Annotated in this window: 18 protein-coding genes and 1 pseudogene; 10 read left to right on the top strand and 9 right to left on the bottom strand. The window is 62.2% G+C overall.

Annotated features, from left to right (window positions below):
- Positions 1-37: 37 nt before the first annotated feature.
- From C6W55_RS05980 to C6W55_RS05990, 3 genes are all read right to left on the bottom strand, one after another.
- The gene (locus C6W55_RS05980) at positions 38-922 is read right to left on the bottom strand and encodes a hypothetical protein (RefSeq protein WP_286891903.1); all 885 of its coding nucleotides are present in this window, start codon (positions 920-922) and stop codon (positions 38-40) included.
- Between the two features lie 135 nt (positions 923-1,057).
- Positions 1,058-2,002 carry a YqhG family protein gene (locus C6W55_RS05985; RefSeq protein ID WP_286891905.1) on the bottom strand — a complete coding sequence of 315 codons (945 nt, stop codon included), beginning with the start codon at positions 2,000-2,002 and terminating at the stop codon, positions 1,058-1,060.
- Positions 1,999-3,813, bottom strand: coding sequence for a DEAD/DEAH box helicase (locus C6W55_RS05990; RefSeq protein ID WP_286891907.1), 1,815 nt, complete (start codon positions 3,811-3,813; stop codon positions 1,999-2,001). Before C6W55_RS05990 ends, C6W55_RS05985 begins: the two co-directional genes overlap by 4 nt.
- A gap of 302 nt (positions 3,814-4,115) precedes the next feature.
- On the opposite strand from C6W55_RS05990, the gene C6W55_RS05995 reads away from it, so the two are divergent.
- Together C6W55_RS05995 and C6W55_RS06000 are read left to right on the top strand one after the other, a co-directional pair.
- Entirely contained in the window at positions 4,116-6,734 is a 2,619-nt protein-coding gene (locus tag C6W55_RS05995) for an adenosylcobalamin-dependent ribonucleoside-diphosphate reductase (RefSeq protein ID WP_286891909.1), read from the top strand.
- A gap of 185 nt (positions 6,735-6,919) precedes the next feature.
- Positions 6,920-7,771, top strand: coding sequence for a VOC family protein (locus C6W55_RS06000; protein WP_286891911.1), 852 nt, complete (start codon positions 6,920-6,922; stop codon positions 7,769-7,771).
- Between the two features lie 61 nt (positions 7,772-7,832).
- Here the strand turns inward: C6W55_RS06000 and C6W55_RS06005 are convergent, their stop codons facing one another.
- From C6W55_RS06005 to C6W55_RS06015, 3 genes and pseudogenes are all read right to left on the bottom strand, one after another.
- A complete protein-coding gene (locus C6W55_RS06005) occupies positions 7,833-8,036 on the bottom strand; it encodes a hypothetical protein (protein ID WP_286891913.1) in 204 nt (67 codons plus the stop codon).
- Positions 8,033-8,374 carry a hypothetical protein gene (locus C6W55_RS06010; protein ID WP_286891914.1) on the bottom strand — a complete coding sequence of 114 codons (342 nt, stop codon included), beginning with the start codon at positions 8,372-8,374 and terminating at the stop codon, positions 8,033-8,035. Before C6W55_RS06010 ends, C6W55_RS06005 begins: the two co-directional genes overlap by 4 nt.
- A 258-nt stretch (positions 8,375-8,632) precedes the next feature.
- A pseudogene (locus tag C6W55_RS06015) lies at positions 8,633-8,956 on the bottom strand (DUF5946 family protein); the annotation flags it as partial.
- Between the two features lie 188 nt (positions 8,957-9,144).
- Here C6W55_RS06015 and C6W55_RS06020 point away from each other — a divergent pair.
- Positions 9,145-10,476, top strand: coding sequence for an ABC transporter permease (locus tag C6W55_RS06020; protein WP_286891916.1), 1,332 nt, complete (start codon positions 9,145-9,147; stop codon positions 10,474-10,476).
- A gap of 379 nt (positions 10,477-10,855) precedes the next feature.
- On the opposite strand, the gene C6W55_RS06025 is transcribed toward C6W55_RS06020, so the two are convergent.
- The 3 genes from C6W55_RS06025 to C6W55_RS06035 form a co-directional block, all read right to left on the bottom strand.
- Positions 10,856-11,257: a methyl-accepting chemotaxis protein gene (locus C6W55_RS06025; protein WP_286891918.1), complete on the bottom strand. Its 402-nt coding sequence runs from the start codon at positions 11,255-11,257 to the stop codon at positions 10,856-10,858.
- A gap of 279 nt (positions 11,258-11,536) precedes the next feature.
- Complete coding sequence (locus C6W55_RS06030) at positions 11,537-11,704, bottom strand: hypothetical protein (RefSeq protein ID WP_286891920.1); 168 nt, start codon at positions 11,702-11,704, stop codon at positions 11,537-11,539.
- Between the two features lie 229 nt (positions 11,705-11,933).
- The gene (locus tag C6W55_RS06035; RefSeq protein ID WP_286891922.1) at positions 11,934-12,680 is read right to left on the bottom strand and encodes a 3'-5' exonuclease; all 747 of its coding nucleotides are present in this window, start codon (positions 12,678-12,680) and stop codon (positions 11,934-11,936) included.
- A gap of 220 nt (positions 12,681-12,900) precedes the next feature.
- Here C6W55_RS06035 and C6W55_RS06040 point away from each other — a divergent pair, with 220 nt between their 5' ends.
- The 7 genes from C6W55_RS06040 to C6W55_RS06070 all read left to right on the top strand — a co-directional run bounded on the left by C6W55_RS06040 (position 12,901) and on the right by C6W55_RS06070 (position 20,796).
- Positions 12,901-15,384, top strand: coding sequence for an Ig-like domain-containing protein (locus C6W55_RS06040; RefSeq protein ID WP_286891924.1), 2,484 nt, complete (start codon positions 12,901-12,903; stop codon positions 15,382-15,384).
- 114 nt (positions 15,385-15,498) lie between these two features.
- Positions 15,499-15,699, top strand: a complete 201-nt coding sequence (locus tag C6W55_RS06045) for a hypothetical protein (protein ID WP_015254397.1) — start codon at positions 15,499-15,501, stop codon at positions 15,697-15,699.
- Positions 15,700-15,905: 206 nt separating this feature from the next.
- Positions 15,906-16,556 (top strand): 3'-5' exonuclease, encoded by a 651-nt coding sequence (locus C6W55_RS06050; protein WP_286891927.1) that lies wholly within the window; start codon positions 15,906-15,908, stop codon positions 16,554-16,556.
- 129 nt (positions 16,557-16,685) lie between these two features.
- Entirely contained in the window at positions 16,686-18,071 is a 1,386-nt protein-coding gene (locus C6W55_RS06055) for a multi antimicrobial extrusion protein MatE (RefSeq protein WP_286891928.1), read from the top strand.
- Between the two features lie 21 nt (positions 18,072-18,092).
- Positions 18,093-19,088, top strand: coding sequence for a zinc-dependent alcohol dehydrogenase (locus C6W55_RS06060; protein WP_286891929.1), 996 nt, complete (start codon positions 18,093-18,095; stop codon positions 19,086-19,088).
- A 70-nt stretch (positions 19,089-19,158) separates the two neighbouring features.
- Positions 19,159-19,995, top strand: a complete 837-nt coding sequence (locus C6W55_RS06065) for a sugar phosphate isomerase/epimerase family protein (RefSeq protein WP_286891931.1) — start codon at positions 19,159-19,161, stop codon at positions 19,993-19,995.
- A 60-nt stretch (positions 19,996-20,055) separates the two neighbouring features.
- Positions 20,056-20,796: an HAD family hydrolase gene (locus C6W55_RS06070; RefSeq protein WP_286891933.1), complete on the top strand. Its 741-nt coding sequence runs from the start codon at positions 20,056-20,058 to the stop codon at positions 20,794-20,796.
- Positions 20,797-20,842: the final 46 nt, after the last annotated feature.

A 20,842-nucleotide genomic window follows, 5' to 3' on the forward strand; every position in this document is an offset into this window, starting at 1 on the left:
ATTCCTGACGTTATGCCGCCGTGTCCGGGCGGGCTCGTCAATCATACAGTTTCGCGGCCGGCTCGAGGCAGGCTTGCGGGATGAAGCGAAGGCCTTCCTGATCCACGCCGATGTAGGCGGTGCCGTCATCCCATTCATGCCAGGCGACGACCGGCAGCACATAGAGGTAGGCGCCGTCGAACCGTTCGGCGACGAGCCGAAGCTCGATGCCGCTGCCCAGCAGCGCGGCGATGTCCGTCTCCGCCCAGGCGAGCGGCTGGCGCGTAATCCACGGCAGCCGGGCATACGGATCGAAGGACGGAACTTCCGCATGCCGCATCAGTCTCCCGGCGGGCTGTGCGCCGCCGGGCATCCGCTTCTCGAGGCACGCCGCCGCTTCCGACGCCGCCTCTTTCCAGAACGGGTCGTCGGCTGGCAGTTCCTCGCCGGTCTTCGCATCCAGGTAGAAGACGCCGTCGTCCGTTTCGACCCGCCAGGCCGCGCTGAGCGGGTGCGCGTACCGGCGCTCGACGGCGCTGCCTTCGCCGTCCTCATCATCCCCGATAAGTCCGAGCCGCGCCAGCCCCTGGCGCAGCAGATCCGCGGAATAGAGCGGCGCGTCGCCGAGCCCGTACTCGGTCAGCGCGAAGCCGCCTTCCCGCACCGCGTGAACGACCATATAGCCGACGGTCTCACCCTGATCTTCAAACAGCACGATCCAGCCGTGCGTGCCCGGGCCGAGCGGCTCGATCGTCCGCTGTGCCGCGGCGATCCGTTCAAATCCGGGCCGGGCGGACAACCCTTGTGCCCATTGGTCGACCTGCCATTTGAGCAGCTTTTGCTCCGCAGGCCTGTATCCGGCTTCCATTGACGCCGAGACGCCCGGCGCCGCCAATGCCGCCGCCAGCAGGCAGGCGAGCAGGCCGATCATTCTTCGTTGCATCTTCATGCGCCTCCTTCCCGTTCAACCCCCTGGTTGCCGCAGTGTCATCATATCGGACAAGCCCCAAGAAGGCTGTTGCAATGTGTCGCGCGCGATCGTTCTATTTTTGCCGCAATCCGGTGAAAGCTCTCGCAATCAGGCGAGGCCGGACAAATGGAACACGCCGGCGTTGACAATCTCCGTGACGACGCGCGGCTTCAGCTGCCACAAAATTTCTTCCTTGCGCGCTTCGTACTGCGCGGCGATCTGCTCCCGCTGCTTGTCGTCGGTTTCCTTGAGCAGCGGCTCGTAATAGTGCGCAAGCCGGGCGAGCTCTTCCTTCAGCCGTTCGTTCGCCGCGGCCGCCCAGCCGTAATCGTAGGTTTTCAATTTCTGCAAGAGCGCCTGTTCGATCAGGTCGGCCGCCTTCTTGAGCGACAGGGAAGCGCCGGTCACATGCACGTTCGCGGGCAGGCGGGGGCTGAGCTTCAGCCCTTGCAACCGGTCGAAAAACCGTTCGACAACCGTTCCGGTGGCGAGCGAGACGCCGAAAGCGTGCATTTCTTCGCGCTTCATGTCGCAGACGAATCCGACTTTCACGTTGACGCCGAGCCAGGGGGTGCAGGGCGCCGAATCGTACGGATGAAGCGCCCGCTCGTCCGGCTGCTGGAACAGGCAGACGAACCGGCCGCCGCGCCTTGCCGCGGCGAACAGCTGCTCGAGCCGCCGCGACCCGAAATGGAGGTCGTCCCGCGGCATCCGCGTGCCGAGCCCGGCGGGCACAAAACCGAACGAGCGGGAGAGGGCCGCCATGCCGGCCTGCTCCGCCGCTCCGCCTTGCGGACCGCCGGCGCCTGCGGATTCGGCTTCCACGGTCATCGCATCATATTTCGCCGCATCCGTCACGAGCAATAGCGACATCGTCTCCGGCTCGACGCCGGTCCGGTCGACAAAGCTCCAATAATAGGGGCGGTTCGTCAGTTCGCGGTCCGCTGCGGGCGACAGTTTCACCTTGAAATGGGCCGGCGACTTCTCCAGAATGGTGCAGCCGGTCGCTTCCAGGTACCGTTCGACAAACCGGTGGATCTGCTTCGCGTTCATGGCCGGGCCTCCGCTGCGGCATCCGCGCCGTCCGGGACGACGGAAAGGACGGGGAGCACGCTGTCAAGCGAGCTTTTCGGCGATCGCTTCGCGTCCGCGCGGAGCCGGTTGATCGAGCGGCCGAGCGCGTCGATGCCGCGCCGGATGTCGGCGTCGCCGTCCGACTCGAGCACGAGGCGCGCAAGCCGCTGCTCAAGCGGATGTTCCTCCCGCTCGAGACGCTCGAGGATGTCGTCCAGTTCGCCGACGACCATCTCGAACAGGTTGATCTTCTCGTGCAGCAGGCGGACGATGTGCTCCTCGATCGTGCCGGTCGTGTACAGATTGTAGATTTTCACGTCGTTCGTCTGCCCGAGCCGGTGAACCCGGCCGATCCGCTGCTCGACGCGCATCGGATTCCACGGCAGGTCGAAGTTGATCATGTGGTGGCAGAACTGCAGGTTGATGCCTTCGCCGCCCGCCTCGGTGGCGACGAGCACCTGGGCGCGGCCGCGGAACAGGTCCATCATCCAGTCCTTCTTGCCGCGGTTCATGCCGCCGCGGTAGGGCACGGCGTGAATGCCGTGCTGCTTCAGGAACTGGAGCAAATATTCCTGCGTCGCGCGGTATTCGGTGAAAATGATCGTCTTGTCGTTCGTCGTGCGAATGATCTCGAGCGCCTTCTCGGCCTTCGAATTGGCCTGGATGCGGCGGATGAACTCGACGAGTTCCCAGATCTTCGCCCGCATCGGCGAGTCCTCCGGGGTCTTCTTGAACAGGTTGACGAGCGTGAGGAACACGGCGTCCCGGCTGCTGCACACTTCGCGCTGCAGCGTGATGAGCGACAGCATGCTCGCAAGGTCGCGTCCGCTCTCGTCGTACCGCTGCCGGACGAAGCCGGTCACCGCGTCGTACAGCGCCTTTTCCTCCGGCGACAGCTTCACCTCGATATTGCGCACGATCCGCTTCGTGAAGCTGATGCCGCCGTCGCTGCGCCGGTTGCGGATCATGACGGCGGACAGCGCTTCCTGCAGCCGGTCTTCGTTCTTCGGCAACCGCTTGTCGGCGACGAAGTTGGCGGCGAAGTCGCTCTGCCCGCCGAGCTGGCCGGGCTTGAGCAGCGTGATCAGGTTGAACAGCTCGTCCATGTCGTTCTGCACGGGCGTCGCGGTGAGGAGGAGGCAGTATTTTTTGCGCAATTGCTGAATGAACTGGTAGTTCGACGTCTTCTTGTTCTTCAGCTTGTGCGCCTCGTCGACGATCAACATGTCGTAATCGTTGGACAAGAGGAGCTCGCGGTGCGGCTCGCGCTTCGCGGTGTCGAGCGAGGCGACGACAAAGTCGGAGTGCCACGAGTGCGCTTTCTTCTGCGCGGTCGCCGGAATGCCGAACTTCTGGTTCAGTTCGCGGACCCACTGCAGCACGAGCGACGCGGGGACGAGGATCAGCGCCCGGCGAACCAGCCCGCGCACGATGTATTCTTTCAGAATGAGGCCGGCTTCGATCGTCTTGCCGAGACCGACTTCATCGGCGAGAATGGCGCGTCCGCCCATCTCGTGCAGCACTTTGCGCGCCGTCGCGATCTGGTGCGGCATCGGTTCGAACGCCGGCAGGCATCTGAGCGCCTGCAGCTCGTCGAAGCTCGTGACCAGTTTCGCGCGCTCGGCCTCGACCGCAAGCGCAAACAGCGTCCAGTCATCCCACGGGCCGTTGCGCGCCGTGCGCTCCGCCAGTTCGTCGACCCAGGCCCGGTCGAATTCGATCTCCACATCGGGATGCGGCGTCTTTCCGGTTCCGCTTGCGCGGCGATCCGGTCTCAGGATCGGATGCATGGCTTCTCCTTCCTCCGGCTGGTTGTTTTATCCGTTAGTATGACCGTACGGGGAACGATTCATAAGGGCGGCGGAATGAGTCACGAGACTCTGCGGGCGCGTTCAACCGATGCAACATTTTGTATCGAACCGGCAGCAGAACGTCGGTTTCGGGCGGATACGATTCGTTGCCGAAAATGGGACTTGGAATACTATATATTGTGGTGTAAAATGAGTAGAGGACTCTATATGTTGTGTACATAATGCGATACACATCTGCTGCCGCAAGCGGCAAAATCTGCATGAACCGGAGGCGCTCGCGCATGAAAATGATGAAGAGCAGCAAGCTGGAAGGTTTGAGCGAGAAAATTTTTCTGGACCGCTATGCATGGAAGAACGCAGACCCGTCCGGCACCAAGGTCGGCGACGTCGTGCTCGTGCTGACGAAGGATGACCCGAAGTTCCCGGCGAAGGAAGTCGGGGAAGTCATTGCGCGCAATGGCAACAAGGTGACCGTGCGGACGCGCGCCGGCCAGATCGTCGAGTCGGAGGTCGAGAAGCTGACGCTGACGATCGAGAAGACGCCGGAAGAGATGTGGGACCGGCTCGCGAAGGCGATGGCTTCCGTGGAAGATACGCCAGAGAAGCGGAAACAGTGGGAAGAGCGGTTCCGCTACATCCTTGACGACTGGAAGCTCGTACCGGGCGGCCGGATCGCGGCCGGCGCGGGAACGAGCGACGAGCTGACGCTGTTCAACTGCTATGTCATTCCGTCGCCGAAGGACAGCCGCGGCGGCATCATGGAGACGCTGACCGAGATGACGGAAATCATGGCGCGCGGCGGCGGCGTCGGCATCAACCTGTCCAGCCTGCGGCCGCGGCGCGCGGTCGTGGCGGGCGTGAACGGCTCGTCGAGCGGCGCCGTCTCCTGGGGCGGCCTGTTCAGCTACACGACCGGTCTGATCGAGCAGGGCGGCAGCCGGCGCGGCGCGCTCATGCTGATGATGAACGACTGGCATCCGGACCTGCTGGACTTCATCACGGTGAAGCAGACGATGGGCCAGGTGACGAACGCGAACCTGTCGGTCTGCATCAGCAACGCGTTCATGAAGGCCGTGAAGGAAGACCTCGACTGGGAGCTCGTCTTCCCGGACACCCGCGATCCGGAATACGACGAGCTGTGGGACGGCGACCTGGAGAAATGGCGTTCCCGCGGCAAGAAAGTCGTGCTTTACCGGACAGTGAAGGCGCGCGACGTCTGGCATACGATCATCGAGTCGGCGTGGAAATCGGCCGAGCCGGGCGTCGTATTCATGGAATATTACAACCAGATGTCCAACAGCTGGTACTTCAACCCGATTATCTGCACGAATCCGTGCGGCGAGCAAGGTCTGCCGGCGTGGGGCGTCTGCAACCTGTCGGCGCTCAACCTGTCGAAGTTCTATGACGAGGAGAAGGGCGACGTCGCCTGGGACGAGCTCGCCAAGGTGACGCGGTGGTCGGTCCGTTTCCTGGACAACGTCATCGACAAGACGCCGTATCATTTCAAGGAGAACGAGCGGAACCAGAAGCGCGAGCGCCGCGTCGGCCTCGGCTCGATGGGGCTCGCGGAGCTGCTCATCAAGCTGAAGATCCGCTACGGCAGCCCGGAATCGCTCGAGTTCCTCGACAAGCTGTACGGCTTCATCGCGCGCGAAGCCTACCTGGCCTCGACGGAGATCGCCGCGGAGAAGGGGTCGTTCGAGGCGTTCGACGCGGAGAAATTCCTGCAGAGCGGCTTCATGCGCAACATGGTCAGCGTTTATCCGGAAGTCGGCGAAGCGATCCGCAAGCGCGGCATGCGCAACGTCACCGTCATTACCCAGGCGCCGACGGGCAGCACGGGGACGATGGTCGGAACGTCGACCGGCATCGAGCCATATTTCGCCTTCGAGTACTATCGTCAGAGCCGTCTCGGCCTCGACAAGCAGTATGTGCCGATCGCGCAGAAGTGGAAGGACGAGCATCCGGGCGAGGAGCTGCCGGACTATTTCGTCACGGCCATGGAGCTGAGCGCGGAAGATCATATCCGCGTGCAGGCGGCGATCCAGCGCTGGGTCGACAGCTCGATCTCGAAGACGGCGAACGCGCCGCATGACTTCACGATCGAAGAGACGAAGAAGCTGTACGAGCTTGCGTTCGAGCTCGGCTGCAAAGGCGTTACGATCTACCGCGACGGCAGCCGCGACACGCAGGTGCTCTCGACGGCGAAGGACGACGAGAAGAAGGATGCGAAGGCGGAAGGCGCCGCAAGCGCAGCGGCCGGAGCGCAAACCTCGGCGGCCGCTTCGGGCGACGCGTCGGCGATCGGCAAGCTGAACGCCGCGCTCAATTCGAACGTCTCGAAGCAGGATGAGCAGGTGTTCGACAAGCAGTACAAGCGCCGTCCGCAAGTGCTGCGCGGCGCGACGTACAAGATCAACACGCCGTTCGGCATGGCGTATATCACGATCAACGACATCGACGGCACGCCCGGCGAAATCTTCCTCAACGTCGGCAAGGCCGGTTCCGACGTGTTCGCAATGGCCGAAGCGCTCGGCCGCGTATGTTCGCTGTTCCTGCGCTACGGCGATCACGGCAACAAGGTGAAGCTCCTGATCAAGCACCTGAAAGGAATCGGCGGCAGCGGCGCCATCGGCTTCGGCGCGAACCGCGTCGAATCGATCGCGGACGCCGTGGCGAAGTCGCTGGAGATGCACATCGGCTTGACCCAGGACAACGCAGGTTCGCCGACGGACGTGCCGCCGATTGCGGCAGCCGCCGAACCGATCGTCACGCTGCCCGGCGGCAAGAGCGGTCCGGTCGAATCGCGCGATCTGTGCCCGTCCTGCGGCTCGGCATCGCTGCTGAACGTGGAAGGATGCAAGACTTGCACGAACTGCGGCTACAGCCGTTGTCAGTAAGAAGTTGCCAATAAATGGATAGCGCGACCCGTGCGGGGTCGGTGATGCAAGCGATCATCGGGCAGGCGGCCCAGCCATCTGCCCGATCGGTCGCTTGTTTTGTCAGGGGGATGCATTTGACACCCTAAACGCAAGCTTGTATAATTACTTACAATAAGTAAGTAACTTGAGATGGGGTGTGTACATTGGTCGGTTTTCATCAGGCGCCTTGCACCTATGTCGGACAAGTGAGCCTGAAAGTGCTGGATCTCGAACGAGCCTTGCGGTTCTACCGGGAAGTGATCGGCTTCAAGGTGCTGGCGCAAACCGGTGCATCCGCGACGCTCACTGCGGACGGGCGGACGGCGCTGCTGACCGTTGAGCGGCCGGACGACGCGGCGCCGAAGCAGGGGAGGACGACCGGGCTGTACCATTTTGCGCTTCTGCTCCCGACCCGTACCGACCTGGCGCGAATCGTGAAGCATTTTGCCCGCATCGGCCTCCGGATAGGCTCCTCCGACCATCTGGTCAGCGAAGCGCTGTACCTGTCGGATCCGGACGGCAACGGAATCGAGATTTACCGGGATCGCGACCCTTCGGAGTGGAACTGGAAGCGCGGCGAGGTGGAGATGGCTGTGGACCCGCTGGATTTCCGGGATCTTCTCGCGGCGGGGGATGACAAGCCGTGGGACGGCCTGCCGGCCGGCACGCTGATGGGCCATATTCACCTGCATGTGTCGGAGCTGGGGCCGGCTGAACGGTTTTACGTGGACGGGCTCGGGTTCGAAGTGGTCAACCGGTTCGGGGCACAGGCGCTGTTCCTGTCGACGGGAGGCTACCATCATCATATCGGGCTCAACACCTGGAACGGCGTGGGCGCGCCCGGACCGGCTGCAAACAGCGTCGGCCTCAAATCGTTCACCCTGATCTATCCTGACGAAGCAGCAAGGGACCGCGCCGTCCTGAACCTTCGGAATTTGGGCGTAGACGTCGCGGAACAAGACGGCGCATTCGCGGCGAGCGACCCGTCGGGGAACCGGATTTTGATGAAGATCTGAGCAGCGCGTGAAAAACGGTCGATCCGGAAGGAACATCCGGGATCGACCGTTTCATTTTTAATCATCTCTTTTTGCGCTTCCGTTTGCGGAGCAATTTGTTGATTGCGGTTCCGCCGCCGCCCACCGCATGCTGCTGCCGGGTGCCGGGGCTGCTGATCGCCGCGTTCGTCCCGCCGGCCCCGAAAATGCCCGCGCCGCTCGCCACCTGCGTGGCCGAGGCGTTCCGGCTCCGCGGCGGCATTTTCACGATCTGCTCATTGATCACCACGACGAATTCCTTGCCGTGGCGGCTCCGCGGCGGCCCGCCGCAAGGGCGCTCATGCGGCGCAATGCGCCCTTTCCGCTGCCGTCCACGTTGCGCGCTGTGCCGCTGGCTCCGATGCTTTGCTGCTGCCTCGTCCACGGCGACCGGATCGCCGCGTTGCTGCCAGCGGCGCCGTTGTGTCCTGCGCCGCTTGCGATTTGCGTCGTGTTCGGGGCATTGGTGAACTGACGATTGAAGATGAAGACCAGCCGCTTGATGCTCTTTAGCGGGGCTTTCGCGACCAGCCGCTTGTTGCCGAGTTGGATGGTGATCGCGAACCGGTCCTGTTTTCGCGCCATTCCCCTCATCTCCGTCATATGAATTTGGACTTGCTCCACCGTATGACGGAGCCGCGGGGATGAGCGCGGCGGCAGCCAAGCCCGCGCAGAAACGGGCATCGGGCCTCGTCAATCCAGCCGGAGATGTGCCGCGCAGACGCTTCTGACCCAATCGTGGCGTTCGCGCCAGGCGTCCCATGCGCAGCGCGCCCATTCCATCAGCATCTCCTCTCTGGCCGGTCCTTCTTCGGCGCGGACGACATCGGCGACTGTAATGGCTTAGTTCGCCGCCGGCGGCTCCAGAGACGGCCATTTGATCGACTTCCTTGCCAGTTCCATATGGATCTGCTGCACCCGCCGGCCGGAAAACCCTTTCTCCAGCGCCAGATAAAGGCCGATCAGCGCGAAAGCCGTCGTGATGTTTTTCGTCACCCCGCCGGCATGCTGGGCGCCGTAGGCATCCACCGCATGCTGCGCGCGAAATCCAAGATCCTGATTCATCATGTGCCAGGCGGACAATTCATGATACAATTGCCGGCATTCGCCCGAGGCGCGATACCGCTCGGCGGCGTCCAGATGCTGATCCGGAAGCTTGAGCCCGCATCCGGGACAGGTTTTTGTATTGCGTCATGCAGATCAACTCCGTGAATGGATAAGAATAGCATTCTTCAACCATGGACGAATATCCCTCTGGGCACTGCCGGGACAAGCCGTTTCATCGGCGTAAAGAACGGGGAAAATTTGAACAGGGTTCAAATCGCCGGCAGATGACAGGGAGGAATGTTCGGAAGATGTACAACAGCATGACTGCAAGGCTGGAGCTTGACCACCGGCTGGTCGGCTTCGGCGATGTCGCGGCCGCGATCGGCAAGGCGGGGGGCGACATCGTCTCGATCGACGTAATCCGTCCCGGGCAGGACAAGTCCGTCCGGGATTTGACGATCCAATCCCCGGAGCAGGCCGAAAGCGCGATTGTCGAGGCGCTCAGGCGGATGAACGGCATACGGGTCATCATGCAGACATCGGTGCGGAGCATCAAGTTCTGGCTGCTGTTCCTCACCATGCCTTCCATCGCCGTCTGTCTGTCTTTCCTGCTCCACGGCGGCGCGGAACAGGCGGAACTTCGGATCGGCGTCGTCAACATGGACGACGGCTCGCGGCTTGCGGCCGATGCGGCCGGCTATCTTGCCCGCCTGGAGCAGATCAAGGTGAGCGAGCATGATGCGGCGGATGCGCGGCAGATGATCGCATCGGGTGAACTGGATGCCGCCGTCGTGTTTCCGGAACGGTTCGGCGAGGGTCTGAGGCGGGGAAATCCCCCGGCCATCGAGATGGTGTCGATCCGGGGGGCGACCGTCACCGGTAATGTGGATCTGATGTTGAGCGCCTATATCCGGAACATCGCGTCCATCGGCCGGGCCGCGCAGGACGACGGGTTGTTCGAACGTCTGTACGCTTCCCATGCAACCTTTCGCTATGACCTGACTGCGGAGTCCATCGACGACGTATCCGGAAGGAATCGAATGTCGAGGCAGACGATCGGCTATCTGGCGATCATCCTGCTGTTCTGCGCGTCCCAGTTGTCGAACCTGATGCTGCATGAACGGGAGAATCGCACCTATGCCCGTGTGTTGAGCACGCCCGTATCGCCGGTTTCATACATGTTGTCGAACGTCCTGACGAACCTGCTTGTCATGATGCTGCTCATCGCCGTGGCGCTCGCCGTCATGACGCTGGCTTTCGGCATCGACCCGGGCCTTCCGATCGAGGTGCTGCTGATTGTCCTGCTGCCGTACGTCCTGACGGCGATTGCGATGTCCCATGCAGTTACGGCGCACGCGGCTTCTGCCATGAAGGCGTCCGCATTGCAGAACCTGATCATTATCCCGACGAGTCTGCTCGCGGGCTGCATGTTCCCGATCGAGACGATGCCGGAGTCCGTGCAGCGGATCGGCAAGCTGTTCCCGCAGCACTGGCTGCTGGATGCGGTCGGACGGCTGCAATCGGGCGCGGCGCTGTCGGATGTGTGGCTGCACCTGGCGATACTGGCGGCATTCGCGCTTGCCTGCGCGCTGGCAGCGGCATTCGAGCATGTGAGGCGCAGGGAGGCGGCGATTGTCTGAACCGGCAAGAAGAGCGGCGGGGTCATGCCCCGCCGCACATCCGTTGTACGCCCGGCATAGGCGTCATCTCTACGGTGAAAGTCCGGAATGGGGGCTGGCGAGCGCCTGCCATTAGCCGAGGGTAAGGGAGTCGGTCGCGAGGCCGAATCTGAAGGAAGCCTTAAGGCAAACGCACGGGCCAAGGTACACGAACGGGATTCGAGGCAGGATAAGCCGGATGAGTTGCCAGCGCACAACGAAATCCGAAGCCGCCAAGGGCTAATTCTGTAAACTCCAGTGGTCGCGGGCGGAAAGATGACGCTCTTATCCGGGGAGGCCTGCGGAGAACGCGAAGGCACTTCGTAACCGCAGCCGGGAGGCTGCGCTGAATCCGCAGGAGTCAGCAGAGGCCATAGTACGCGAGTACTTCATTATATTGATTCAGCTCCGCCATGATGGACGCGGTCCGGTCGATCATCTCGTTCACGCGGTTCATGTCATCCGACAGCCGAAACGCGTCTTCTTGTCCGCTGTTCATCTGGATGACGGCCTGTCCGGCGAGCTCTTTCATCGTATCCGACTGCTCCGCCAGTTCCCCGACGGCCTGTTCGACCGCCTGGATCGAGTCGTTGATCTCGCCGATGCCCCGGGTCTGCGCTTCGATGCTCGACGACATTTCGTTGAACGCCTTCGTCACTTCTTGCGAGATCAGGCTGGTCGACGTGATGTTCTCTTTCAGGTTCGAGCTGAACGCATTGAGCGCCTGGAGGGATGAGGCGATTTTCGCGTTGATCTCCCGCATCCGCAATCATGTACAGATAAAGCGTGATCGTGATCGGCGAGTTGTTGGTGAACATTTCTTCCTTGTAGGGGCTGAGGAACAGGTAGACGGACAGTCCGAGTCCGAGCACGCCGGTGAAGACGAGCGCGCGGAAAGTGTTGTATAGGGTCATGACCGCGAGATTGACGAAGACGAGAAAGGTTGTAATGATGGGGTCCGTGACGGCAAGCAGCAAGGTCAAAACGGTGATGATGACGGGTATGAAATACATGACATAGCCGGGCAGCCAGCGCTTGTATGTCATGAGCGTGCCCTGCCGCAGGCAACGAAGCCGACAATCGCCAGGGCGATGATCGAAGCGGGCGGAGCGCCCGTCATGAAATCGACGGCAATGCCGATCAACAACATGTCCCAAATAATGTTGACGAGCAGTATGTTCCGTCTGTGCAGAGTCTCAGCGGTGTTCATGAATTCCATCCTTTCTGATGAAAATTGGGGATTATTGTCGATTTCGCATTTCCATAATTTGCACGATTTATGCAATGTAATGGATATGTAAGCTGGTGCCGACGGCATCCTGCGATCACCGCAAAGCGGGAGCCTGCCCGCCAAGACCGACAAGCCGGCCATTCCTGGAAGGAGTGGTCGGCTTGTCATTTTCCACACTTGAATGCCGCGATATGTACATCCAGAGCCTCTATTTGTTTATCTCTGCTTCAAAATAGGCCTTCAGCTCATCCCGCTTCTTCTCGTTCGCCAGGTCGATCTTGTTCTTCAGAAAGTGCTCGGCGATCGTGTCCCAATCCGGTTCCGCTCCGCGCAGCTTCATCGTGCGGATGGCACTCTTGACCATCCGGCGTTCCTTCGCATTCGAGTACGTATCCTTGTACTGCCGGAACTGATCGAGATCGAGCCGGTCATGCAGCGTCCGGAAAATGCCGGCTGTCATGACCGCGTCACCCAGCGCGCGGTGGGCATGCTCGCCGGCCGGCAGTCCGAGCATGCCCAGCGCCCGTTCGACGCTGACGTCGCTCTTCAGATCGTGAACGCGCAGGAAACCTTTCAGGAGATCGTAATAGCGGACGGCGAGCCAGAACGAATCGTCCAAACGGTGCATGCGCGTGTCGAGCACGATGCGCTTCAGGTCTTCGCCGCCCCATGTGACGAGCAGGAACGACTCCGGCGGACCGAGCCAGCGGATGAACGATGCGATAACGTCAGGAAACCTCCCGGCCCGGTCGATTTCTTTCTGGGTGATACCGGTCTTCTCCCGGATGAACTTGTTCAGCTTGGCGAAATAGACCGGCTTGATCAGCGAGGTGAACGTGTCGGTCTGCTGCAGCTTGTCATCCAGGCGGACGGCGCCGATCTCGATCACTTCCATCGGCAGGTCGCTGGCGAATTTACGGCCGTTGAATTCGATGTCGAGAATGACGTAATGCATGGATACCTCCGGTGACGGTAAATGCATCGATTATTGTAACATGCCCGGGCTGCGGTTGAAAAAGCCCGGCTCCGGGTGATTGGCGGAATATGGAAACAAAATGTATCTTTTCACCGAAACAAAATGTATCGACGGAGCGTCTTTCTATTCGGGTATGCCGCAATCGTACCGTGAACGAAGCCGGCTCGCCTTTTCAAGCGGTAAACGTGGAGGTGCTCCAATGCGAAGACTGATGATGCTGTTGTTGTCTTCGGTGCTGCTGTTTGCGGCGTGTTTGCCGTCCGGGTTGGCGACGGCCGAAGAGCGGAGTGTGGAGGACAAGTACGACTTTTTGGTGGAGAAAGGCATTTTCACCGGATTCAGCGACGGAAGCGCGCGCCTGAACGATCCGATGACGCGCGAGCAGTTCGCCGCCGTGCTGTTCCGGTTGTGGGAGCTCGGCACGGGCAGCACACGGCCGTCTTACGACGATGTGCTGAAGACGCGTTGGTCGTTCGAAGAGATCGAAGCCGTCACCCGGGCCGGTCTGATGAAAGGGATCGGCGAGAGGCGGTTCGGGCCGACGCTGAACGTGACGGTCGAGCAGCTGGCCGTCGTGCTCGTGCGCGGCTACGGCGCCGGCGGCGAGGCGGGCAGCCGCGTAACGGGCAAAGTTTCGGCCTGGGCCGCGCGGGACGTCGGCATCGCCTTGCGGAAAGGCTGGATTCCCGCCCAGTCCGACTATACCCGGTACGCGAAGCGAAGCCTGCTCGTCGAATCGGCATATGCCGTCTATCTGGATCTCCATCCGGCAAGCCGGGACAGGGAGAAGCCGCGCATTGTCTCTCATGCCATCAATCCGGACGCGACGGTGACGCTGCGGTTCAGCGAGCCGCTGGATGAAGCTTCCGCCGTCAACCGTTCGAATTACACGTTTGACAACGGGCTGAAGATTACCTCCATCACCTTGTCGCAAGACAAGCGGACGGTGACGATCGTGACGGAGCGGCAGCGTCCGAATACGGTTTACCGCCTGACGGTGCGAAATGTGAAAGACCTGGCCGGCAACCGGATGGATGAGCGGAGCGACCTGTATTTCGTCTCGGTGGTCGACACGACGCCGCCGAAGGTGACCAAAGTCGTCTCGACGAAAAACACGGTGGAGCTGACATTCAGCGAGAAACTCGATCCGGCGCATGCCGAACAGATCCAATACTACATCATCGACGGCGGCATCGGCCTGCCGCTGCGCGCGGTGTACGACGAGAACCGGCTGACCGTGACGCTGTTCACGACGGATCAGACACCGGGACAGCGGTACACGGTGCGCATCGTCGGCGTCCGCGACCTGGCGGGCAATCTCATCGCCGCCGACACAGCCGTCGAGTTCGGCGGAGCGGGCCAGACGCCGGCGGATTACGCCCTGGCCGACATCCAGGCGGTGAACGTGAACACGCTCGATCTCAGATTCACGAAGTCGATGAAAGACGTGAACCTGAGCCGATTCGCGATTGCGATCAAATCGGAGAACAACAGCTCGTTCAGCATGTCCGGCATCCAGTATTACGTCTACCGAAAGCCGGGCAACGACCAGGTGCTGACCGTGCAGTTCCGGACGAAGGGAAGCAGCAATCCCGAACTGTTCCGCTCCGGGCGCGTGTACGTCGCCGAGGTGACCGGACTTTCGGGGATGCTCGCATCCGGAGGCGCGAATCAGCGCGCGTTCTCCGGAAGCGGGACTTCCAACCCGGCGCCGTACGTCACCCATGTGACAGTGACGAGCGGAACGTCCATTGTCGTCCACTTCAACGAGCCGGTGCGCGGCGTGAGCAATTCCGTGTTCCGGATCACGGATCCGAATGGCGGCAACATCCCGGTTGTCTCGAACGATGCCGGCGGAACCAACGCGATCGTCACGAGCGTCACGCTCAGACTCGGCGAAAGTGTTAAGGCCGGAACCGTCTATACGTTGTCGTTCCGTTCGGGCGTCACGGATGCACCGGGATGGAACGGCTGGAAGACGGAAGAGAACGGGCGGCCGTACACCGTCTCCTTCAACGGCGTCGAGCCGGTCAATGCCGCGCCCCGGTTCGAATCGGCCTACGCGGCGGATCAGTACACCATCGAGCTCAGGTTCACGGAGCCGGTTAACGGCGCGGATCTGAATGTCTACCGGCTGTATGACGAGACGGGCAAGCAAGACATTCCGATCGCGAAGAACGATTACGGATACTATGTCGTCTCCGCCGACAAGCGCAGCGTGACGATCCATCTGAATGCGGAGAAGACGGGTCCGCTCCTGCCCGACCGCGTCTACAAACTGTCCTACCGGGAGTCGAGCGGCGCATACATCGCCGATCTCGAAGGCAAACGGCTCGACACGTCAAACGGCGGCGGCGAAGTCCGGTTCTCCGGATCCGGAAAAACCAACCCCGCGCCGTACATCAAGAATGTGGAAGCGACGGCCACGGAAGTGCGGGTGACTTTCAGCGAACCGGTCCTCGGCTTCAACGGACAGGTCAACTATTTCGAACTGACGATCGGCGGCCGTGCGATCGTGCCGACCGGCGGTTCGATTGACGGGGCGGTCATCACGCTCCGGATTCCGAAGACGGATGCGGGCGCCGAAGGCGTCATCCGGATTTCGCCCGACGGCGTTCAGGGGCTGCGCGACTACAACGGTCAGGCGCCTGAGGCTGCAGACGTCGTGTTCACCGTACGCTGAGGCTCGACGCAGGATTTTGCCCCGGCCATCTCGAATTGATATCGGAAGACACCAGATCATGCGAAACTCCGGACGATTCGGCCGTCCGGGGCACTGCGGGAGGAGGAGAGCGGATTGAACAGGCAGCAAGCGGTGGATACGGCGAAAATGAACTGCCGGGAGACCCGACGTTCGTATTACGTTGTGCGGACCGGCCATGATGAATACGCGGTAATGGATCGGCACGAACTGGCGAAAGCGCTGGCGGCAGGCCAGTGCGAGCGGGACGCCATCATTTTCAGCATTCAGGGCGAAGCGGACGAGGAACCGGCATAAGACGAATCGAAGACCGGCTGGCGGCGCACGGAACCGTCAGCCGGTTTCTTTTTTGCCGCGTGAACCCGTCGATTGATTATTTAATGCCATAAAATGTTCAGGGGTTGTATAACTGGGCCTCATGGTTGACGGTTCTTGCAATCGAGGCGCATAATGGGGACAACTCTTTTTTGTGCGGAACGACGGTTCGGGGAGGGACAGACGCGGTGCGCATCGAGCAGGTTTCCGATGCCGAGTACGAGATCTCCGGCCTCATCGTCGAGCGGTTGCATGAGCGCCGCTTCTGCGTCTTCGACCTGGAAGCGACGGGGCCGGACGCGACTCGCGGCCATATCACGCAGATCGGCGCGGTCAGGATGGGCGGCAACGGCGAGCCCGATACCCGGTCGTTCGCAACGCTTGTCCGCCCGCCGATTCCGATCCCCGAGCCGATCGAACGGCTGACCGGCATCCGCAATGCAGAAGCTGCGAATGCGCCGCTTTTTCCGGAAGCGTACCGGTCGTTCATGGCGTATGCGGCGGACCGCGTGATGGTGACGCAGGCCGGATACGAATTCGACGGCCCGCTGCTCAGGCGCGAGTGCGGCCTTCACGGCCTTGATCCGCCGGAACAATTGCTTCTGGACACGAAGGTGTTGTTCGCTTATGCGTTCCCGGAGATCGACGAAATTCCTTCGACCGATTCTCTGATCCGGTTCTTCGGCATCGAAGCCGGCGATCTGCCCCGGCACGATGCGCAGCTGATCGGCAGGATCCTGAATCGGCTGCTTGCCGCATATCGGGAGAAGGGAATCGTCGACATCCGGATAACGGAGCCGCTGCGCGTGAAGAAAGTGCGGCTGGAGCCGCTAGTGTAACCGCCGCGCTTGAGACGCGGCAGATCAAATCCGGCCTCCTCAAGGTCAACTCCGTCCATGTTTTCGCACGGACGGCTGTGCTATCATGAACCTGTGGACGGCCGAAGTCAGCGAAAGGTCGGATGCAGCATGAGTCGGACAGTCGACGGCGGCCGATCAGCCGGAAGCGCACCCGCCGGACCAGGGGCATCGGGCTCCGTCAGCGCGGAGAAGGTGTCGGTGCGCGGCATTCTCCGGTTTTTCGTGCCGCTCGGCCTGGCCGCAAGCCTCGTCTCGCTGTCGCATGTCATCATCAACAGTACCCTGGCGCGTGCGCCGGATCCCGAATCGACGATCGCCGCCTATACGATCGCGATGAGCATCTTCACGATCACGGAGCGGCCGGCCGTTTTCCTGCGGCAGACCTGCTCCGCGCTCGCGGCCGACCGGACGGGCTTTCGCTCCGTGGCCGTCGTGATGGTGTACGTGCTGCTGTTCACGCTCGGTTTCGGCACGCTGCTTTCCTATACGCCGCTCGGGCCCTGGGTGTTCCGGACGCTGTTCAACGCCGGCGAATCGCTGCTCGGCAGCACGCTCGGCAGCTACCGGATTCTGTTCCTGGTGACGGTGTTCTCGGCGATTCGCTGCCTGTTCCACGGCATCATCATCCGAAACATGCAGACGAAGTGGCTGACGATCGGCATGATCGTTCGGCTGCTTGCCATGTACGGGCTGTCGCTCGCCTATCTGCATTCCGGTTGGACGATTGACGGGCGTGCGGGCGCGCTTATTTTTTTGACCGGAATGTTCGTGGAAGCGGCGGTCAGCGCCTGGGAAGGAAGGCGCATTTACCGGCAGATGCCCGAGCGGCTGGCGCATTCGTCCATCCGCCGGGCGCGCGACGTGTTCCCGTTCTATCGTCCGCTCGTCATCACGTCGTTCATCTCGGTCATGCTGGCCCCCGCGATCAATGTGATGCTCGGCAAGACGGTGGACATCGAGCTGGCGATCGCGTCCTACTCGGTCGCGCTCAGCGTGCTGAACCTGGTGAACAGTTTCTTTACTTACGTGCACCAGATCGTGCTGAACTTCTACCGTCTGGACGCCGCGGCGGTTCGCCGCTTCGCGCTCGGCGCCAACCTGCTGCCGGCCGCCGTGGTCGCCTTGCTCGCCTGGACGCCGTTAGGGAAGGCGGCGTTCGGCGCGATCGTCGGGGCGGAGGGGCAGCTGCTCGACGCGAGCATTGAGGCGCTGCGCGTCTTTCTGCTGTTCGCGCTCGTCTTCCCGTGGGTGGATTATTTCAACGGACTGGCGATGCTGAACAAGAAGACGCGGTTCATGATGGGGTCGCAGACCGGCAACCTGGCGGTGACGATCGCGGCGCTGATCGTGCTGACCGCCGCCGTCCCGGGCTGGAACGGGATGGTCGGCGCGCTGGCACAGTCCTGCGGTGTCGCGGCGGAACTCGCCGTGCTTGCCATGTTGATGCGCAGGTGGCAGCGGAGACAATCGATTCGGGCGGATGTCCCGGCTTGAGTGACGTCAGGAGGAACAGCCATGAGACAGATTCGGGCATTCGGTCCGCAGGATTTGCGGATGGTGGAAGCGGAAGATCCGGTTCCGGGCGCGGGCGAGGTCGTCGTCGACGTGATGGCGTGCGGCATTTGCGGCTCGGACAAATGGTTCTGGTACGTGGAGGGGCCGCATTCGTATGTGGCCGGCCACGAAGCGGCGGGCGTCGTGTCGGCGGTCGGGCCGGGCGTGAGGGAACTGCGCGTCGGCGACCGGGTCGCCGTCAACAATGTGCGGGGCTGCGGCGAATGCGAGGCATGCCGCGAGGAAGCGTATGTCCGCTGCACCGGGGGCCTCTCCCACATGGGATTCGGCTTCAGCGAGAAAATCGCCGTGCCGGAACGCAACTGCCTCAAGTTGCACGATGCGATCAGCTTTGAACAGGGCGCGCTCATTTTCGACAATTGGGGCACGCCGTACTCTGCGCTTGCCCGGACGAACCTGAAAGCGGGCGACACCGTGCTCGTCACCGGCTGCGGGCCGATCGGCCTGGCGGCGGTCGGCCTGTGCCGCCAGCACGGCGCACGCGTCGCGGCCGTCGATGTGCTGCCCGCGCGCCTTGCGGCGGCGAAGCGCCAGGGGGCCGAATGGACGGGCGCCCCGGGGGACGGGCTCGCGGACGAGCTGCTGAGGTTCGCGGGCGAGGATGGTTTTGACTGCGTCGTCGAATGCTCGGGCCATCCGTCCTCGTACGACCTCGGCTTCGAGGTCATCGGCATGGGCGGGACGATCGTCGTCGTCGGCGAGAAGGCGGAGATCCGGGTGAACTCCAGCCGGATCATCCACAAGCATCTCACGATCACCGGCTCGCTCTACTCGACGATGCCGGCCGGCCGCGCGGTGCAGGAACTGATGGTGCGGGGCGAGATCGATCCGATGGCGTTCGTCACCCACATGTTCAGGCTGGAGGAACTGCCCGAGAAATTCGGGGATGTCATCGAGGCGAAGGACGGGCTGATCAAGGCGATCGTCGTCCGGTAAACGGCGGAACGGTTTTTCACGCGACATTTTTCACACACCACACCATACATTTCGGAAGGGATGGAGCATCATGCGACTGGGCGGACAAGTGTTTCCCGAACGGAAGGAACCGGAATTGTGGGCGGCGGACCATGCGAAAATGGGGTATCGCGCGGCGGTGTTCCCGGTGCGCCACGACGCCGGCGACGACGTGATCGACGCGTATGCGCGCGCAGCCCGAGAGGCCGGCCTCGTCATCGCTGAAGTCGGCGCCTGGAGCAACCCGATCAGCCCGGACGAGAAGGTGCGCCGCGAGGCGATCGAATACTGCAAGAACCAGCTCGCGCTGGCTGACCGCGTCGGCGCGCGCTGCTGCGTCAACATCGCCGGATCGCGCAATGTGGAAAAATGGGACGGGCCGCATCCGGACAACTTCTCGGACGAGACGTTCGAGCTGATCGTTGAGACGACGCGCGAGATCATCGACGCGGTGAATCCGACGCGCACGACGTTCGCGCTGGAGACGATGCCGTGGGTGTTCCCCGATACGGCGGATTCGTATCTGGCGCTCATCAAGGCGATTGACCGGAAGGCGATCTCCGTTCATTTTGACCCGGTGAACATGATTTCGAGCCCGCGCGTCTATTTCCGGAACGGCGAGATGATCCGCGACTTCGTGAAGAAGCTCGGCGCGTACATCACGAACTGCCACGCGAAGGACATCCGCCTGGACACCCGGCTTACCGTCCATCTCGAGGAAGTGCTGCCGGGCACCGGCGCGCTCGATTACCGGGTGTTCCTGAGCGAAATCGCGAAGCTCGATCCGGATACGCCGATGATCGTCGAGCATCTGAAGACGGAAGAAGAATACCGGCAGGCGAGCGACTACATCCGGCAGACGGCGGCGGAACTGGGCATTGCGCTGTAAGCGGCCGGGCGGCCGCATGCATTGCGCGGACGATCGGGATTTGGAGGAGCAAGACCAGGCATGAGCGGGAACGCGCGGCGGAGAGCCGTTTTCTTCGATCTGGATGACACGTTGTACGACCAGCTGGAGCCGTTCCGGACGGCCTTGCGGGTGTTCGGACCCGCGATCGGACGAATTTCGGAGGAGAACTTGTACCGCAGGTTCCGCCACCACAGCGACGCGCTGTGGGAACCCTATTGCGCGGGCAGGTTGCCTCTGGATGCGATGCGGGTCGAACGGATTCGGAGAGCGCTCGCCGAATTCGGGGTTGAAGCGGAAGAAGGCGATTGCCGCAAATTTCAGGAAGCGTACCAGGAAGGGCAGTACCGGATCCGGCTGCATCCCGGCGCGGAAGCGTGTCTCGGCGAGCTTGAGGCGGCCGACTGTCTGCTCGGCGTCGTGACGAACGGCCCCGGCCCTCATCAGGCCCGGAAGCTCGAGGCGCTCGGCATCGAGCGGTTCATTCCGCGGACGCGCTGGTTCATCTCCGGCGAGATCGGGATTGCGAAGCCCGATCCGGCGCTGTTCGCCCACGTCAACCGGGTGACGGGGACGAGGCCGGAGACCAGCGTGCTGGTGGGCGACTCGCTGGTCAACGACGTCGAAGGAGCGGCGGGTGCGGGATGGCGCACCGTCTGGTTCAATGCCCGGGGAAGCGCGGCGGAGCCGCGGCCGGCAGCGGATTTGACCGCCGATGGTTTCACGGATCTGGCGCGGCGCATCCTCGGTCTGCTTGCGCAACCTCGACCGGAACGAGATTGAATATCCTACATTTGTCCATGTACGGCTGGCAACCCTCCATTTCTGT

The sequence above is a fragment of the Thermobacillus sp. genome (assembly GCF_003390775.1).
Taxonomy (GTDB): Bacteria; Bacillota; Bacilli; order Paenibacillales; family Paenibacillaceae; genus Thermobacillus; species Thermobacillus xylanilyticus.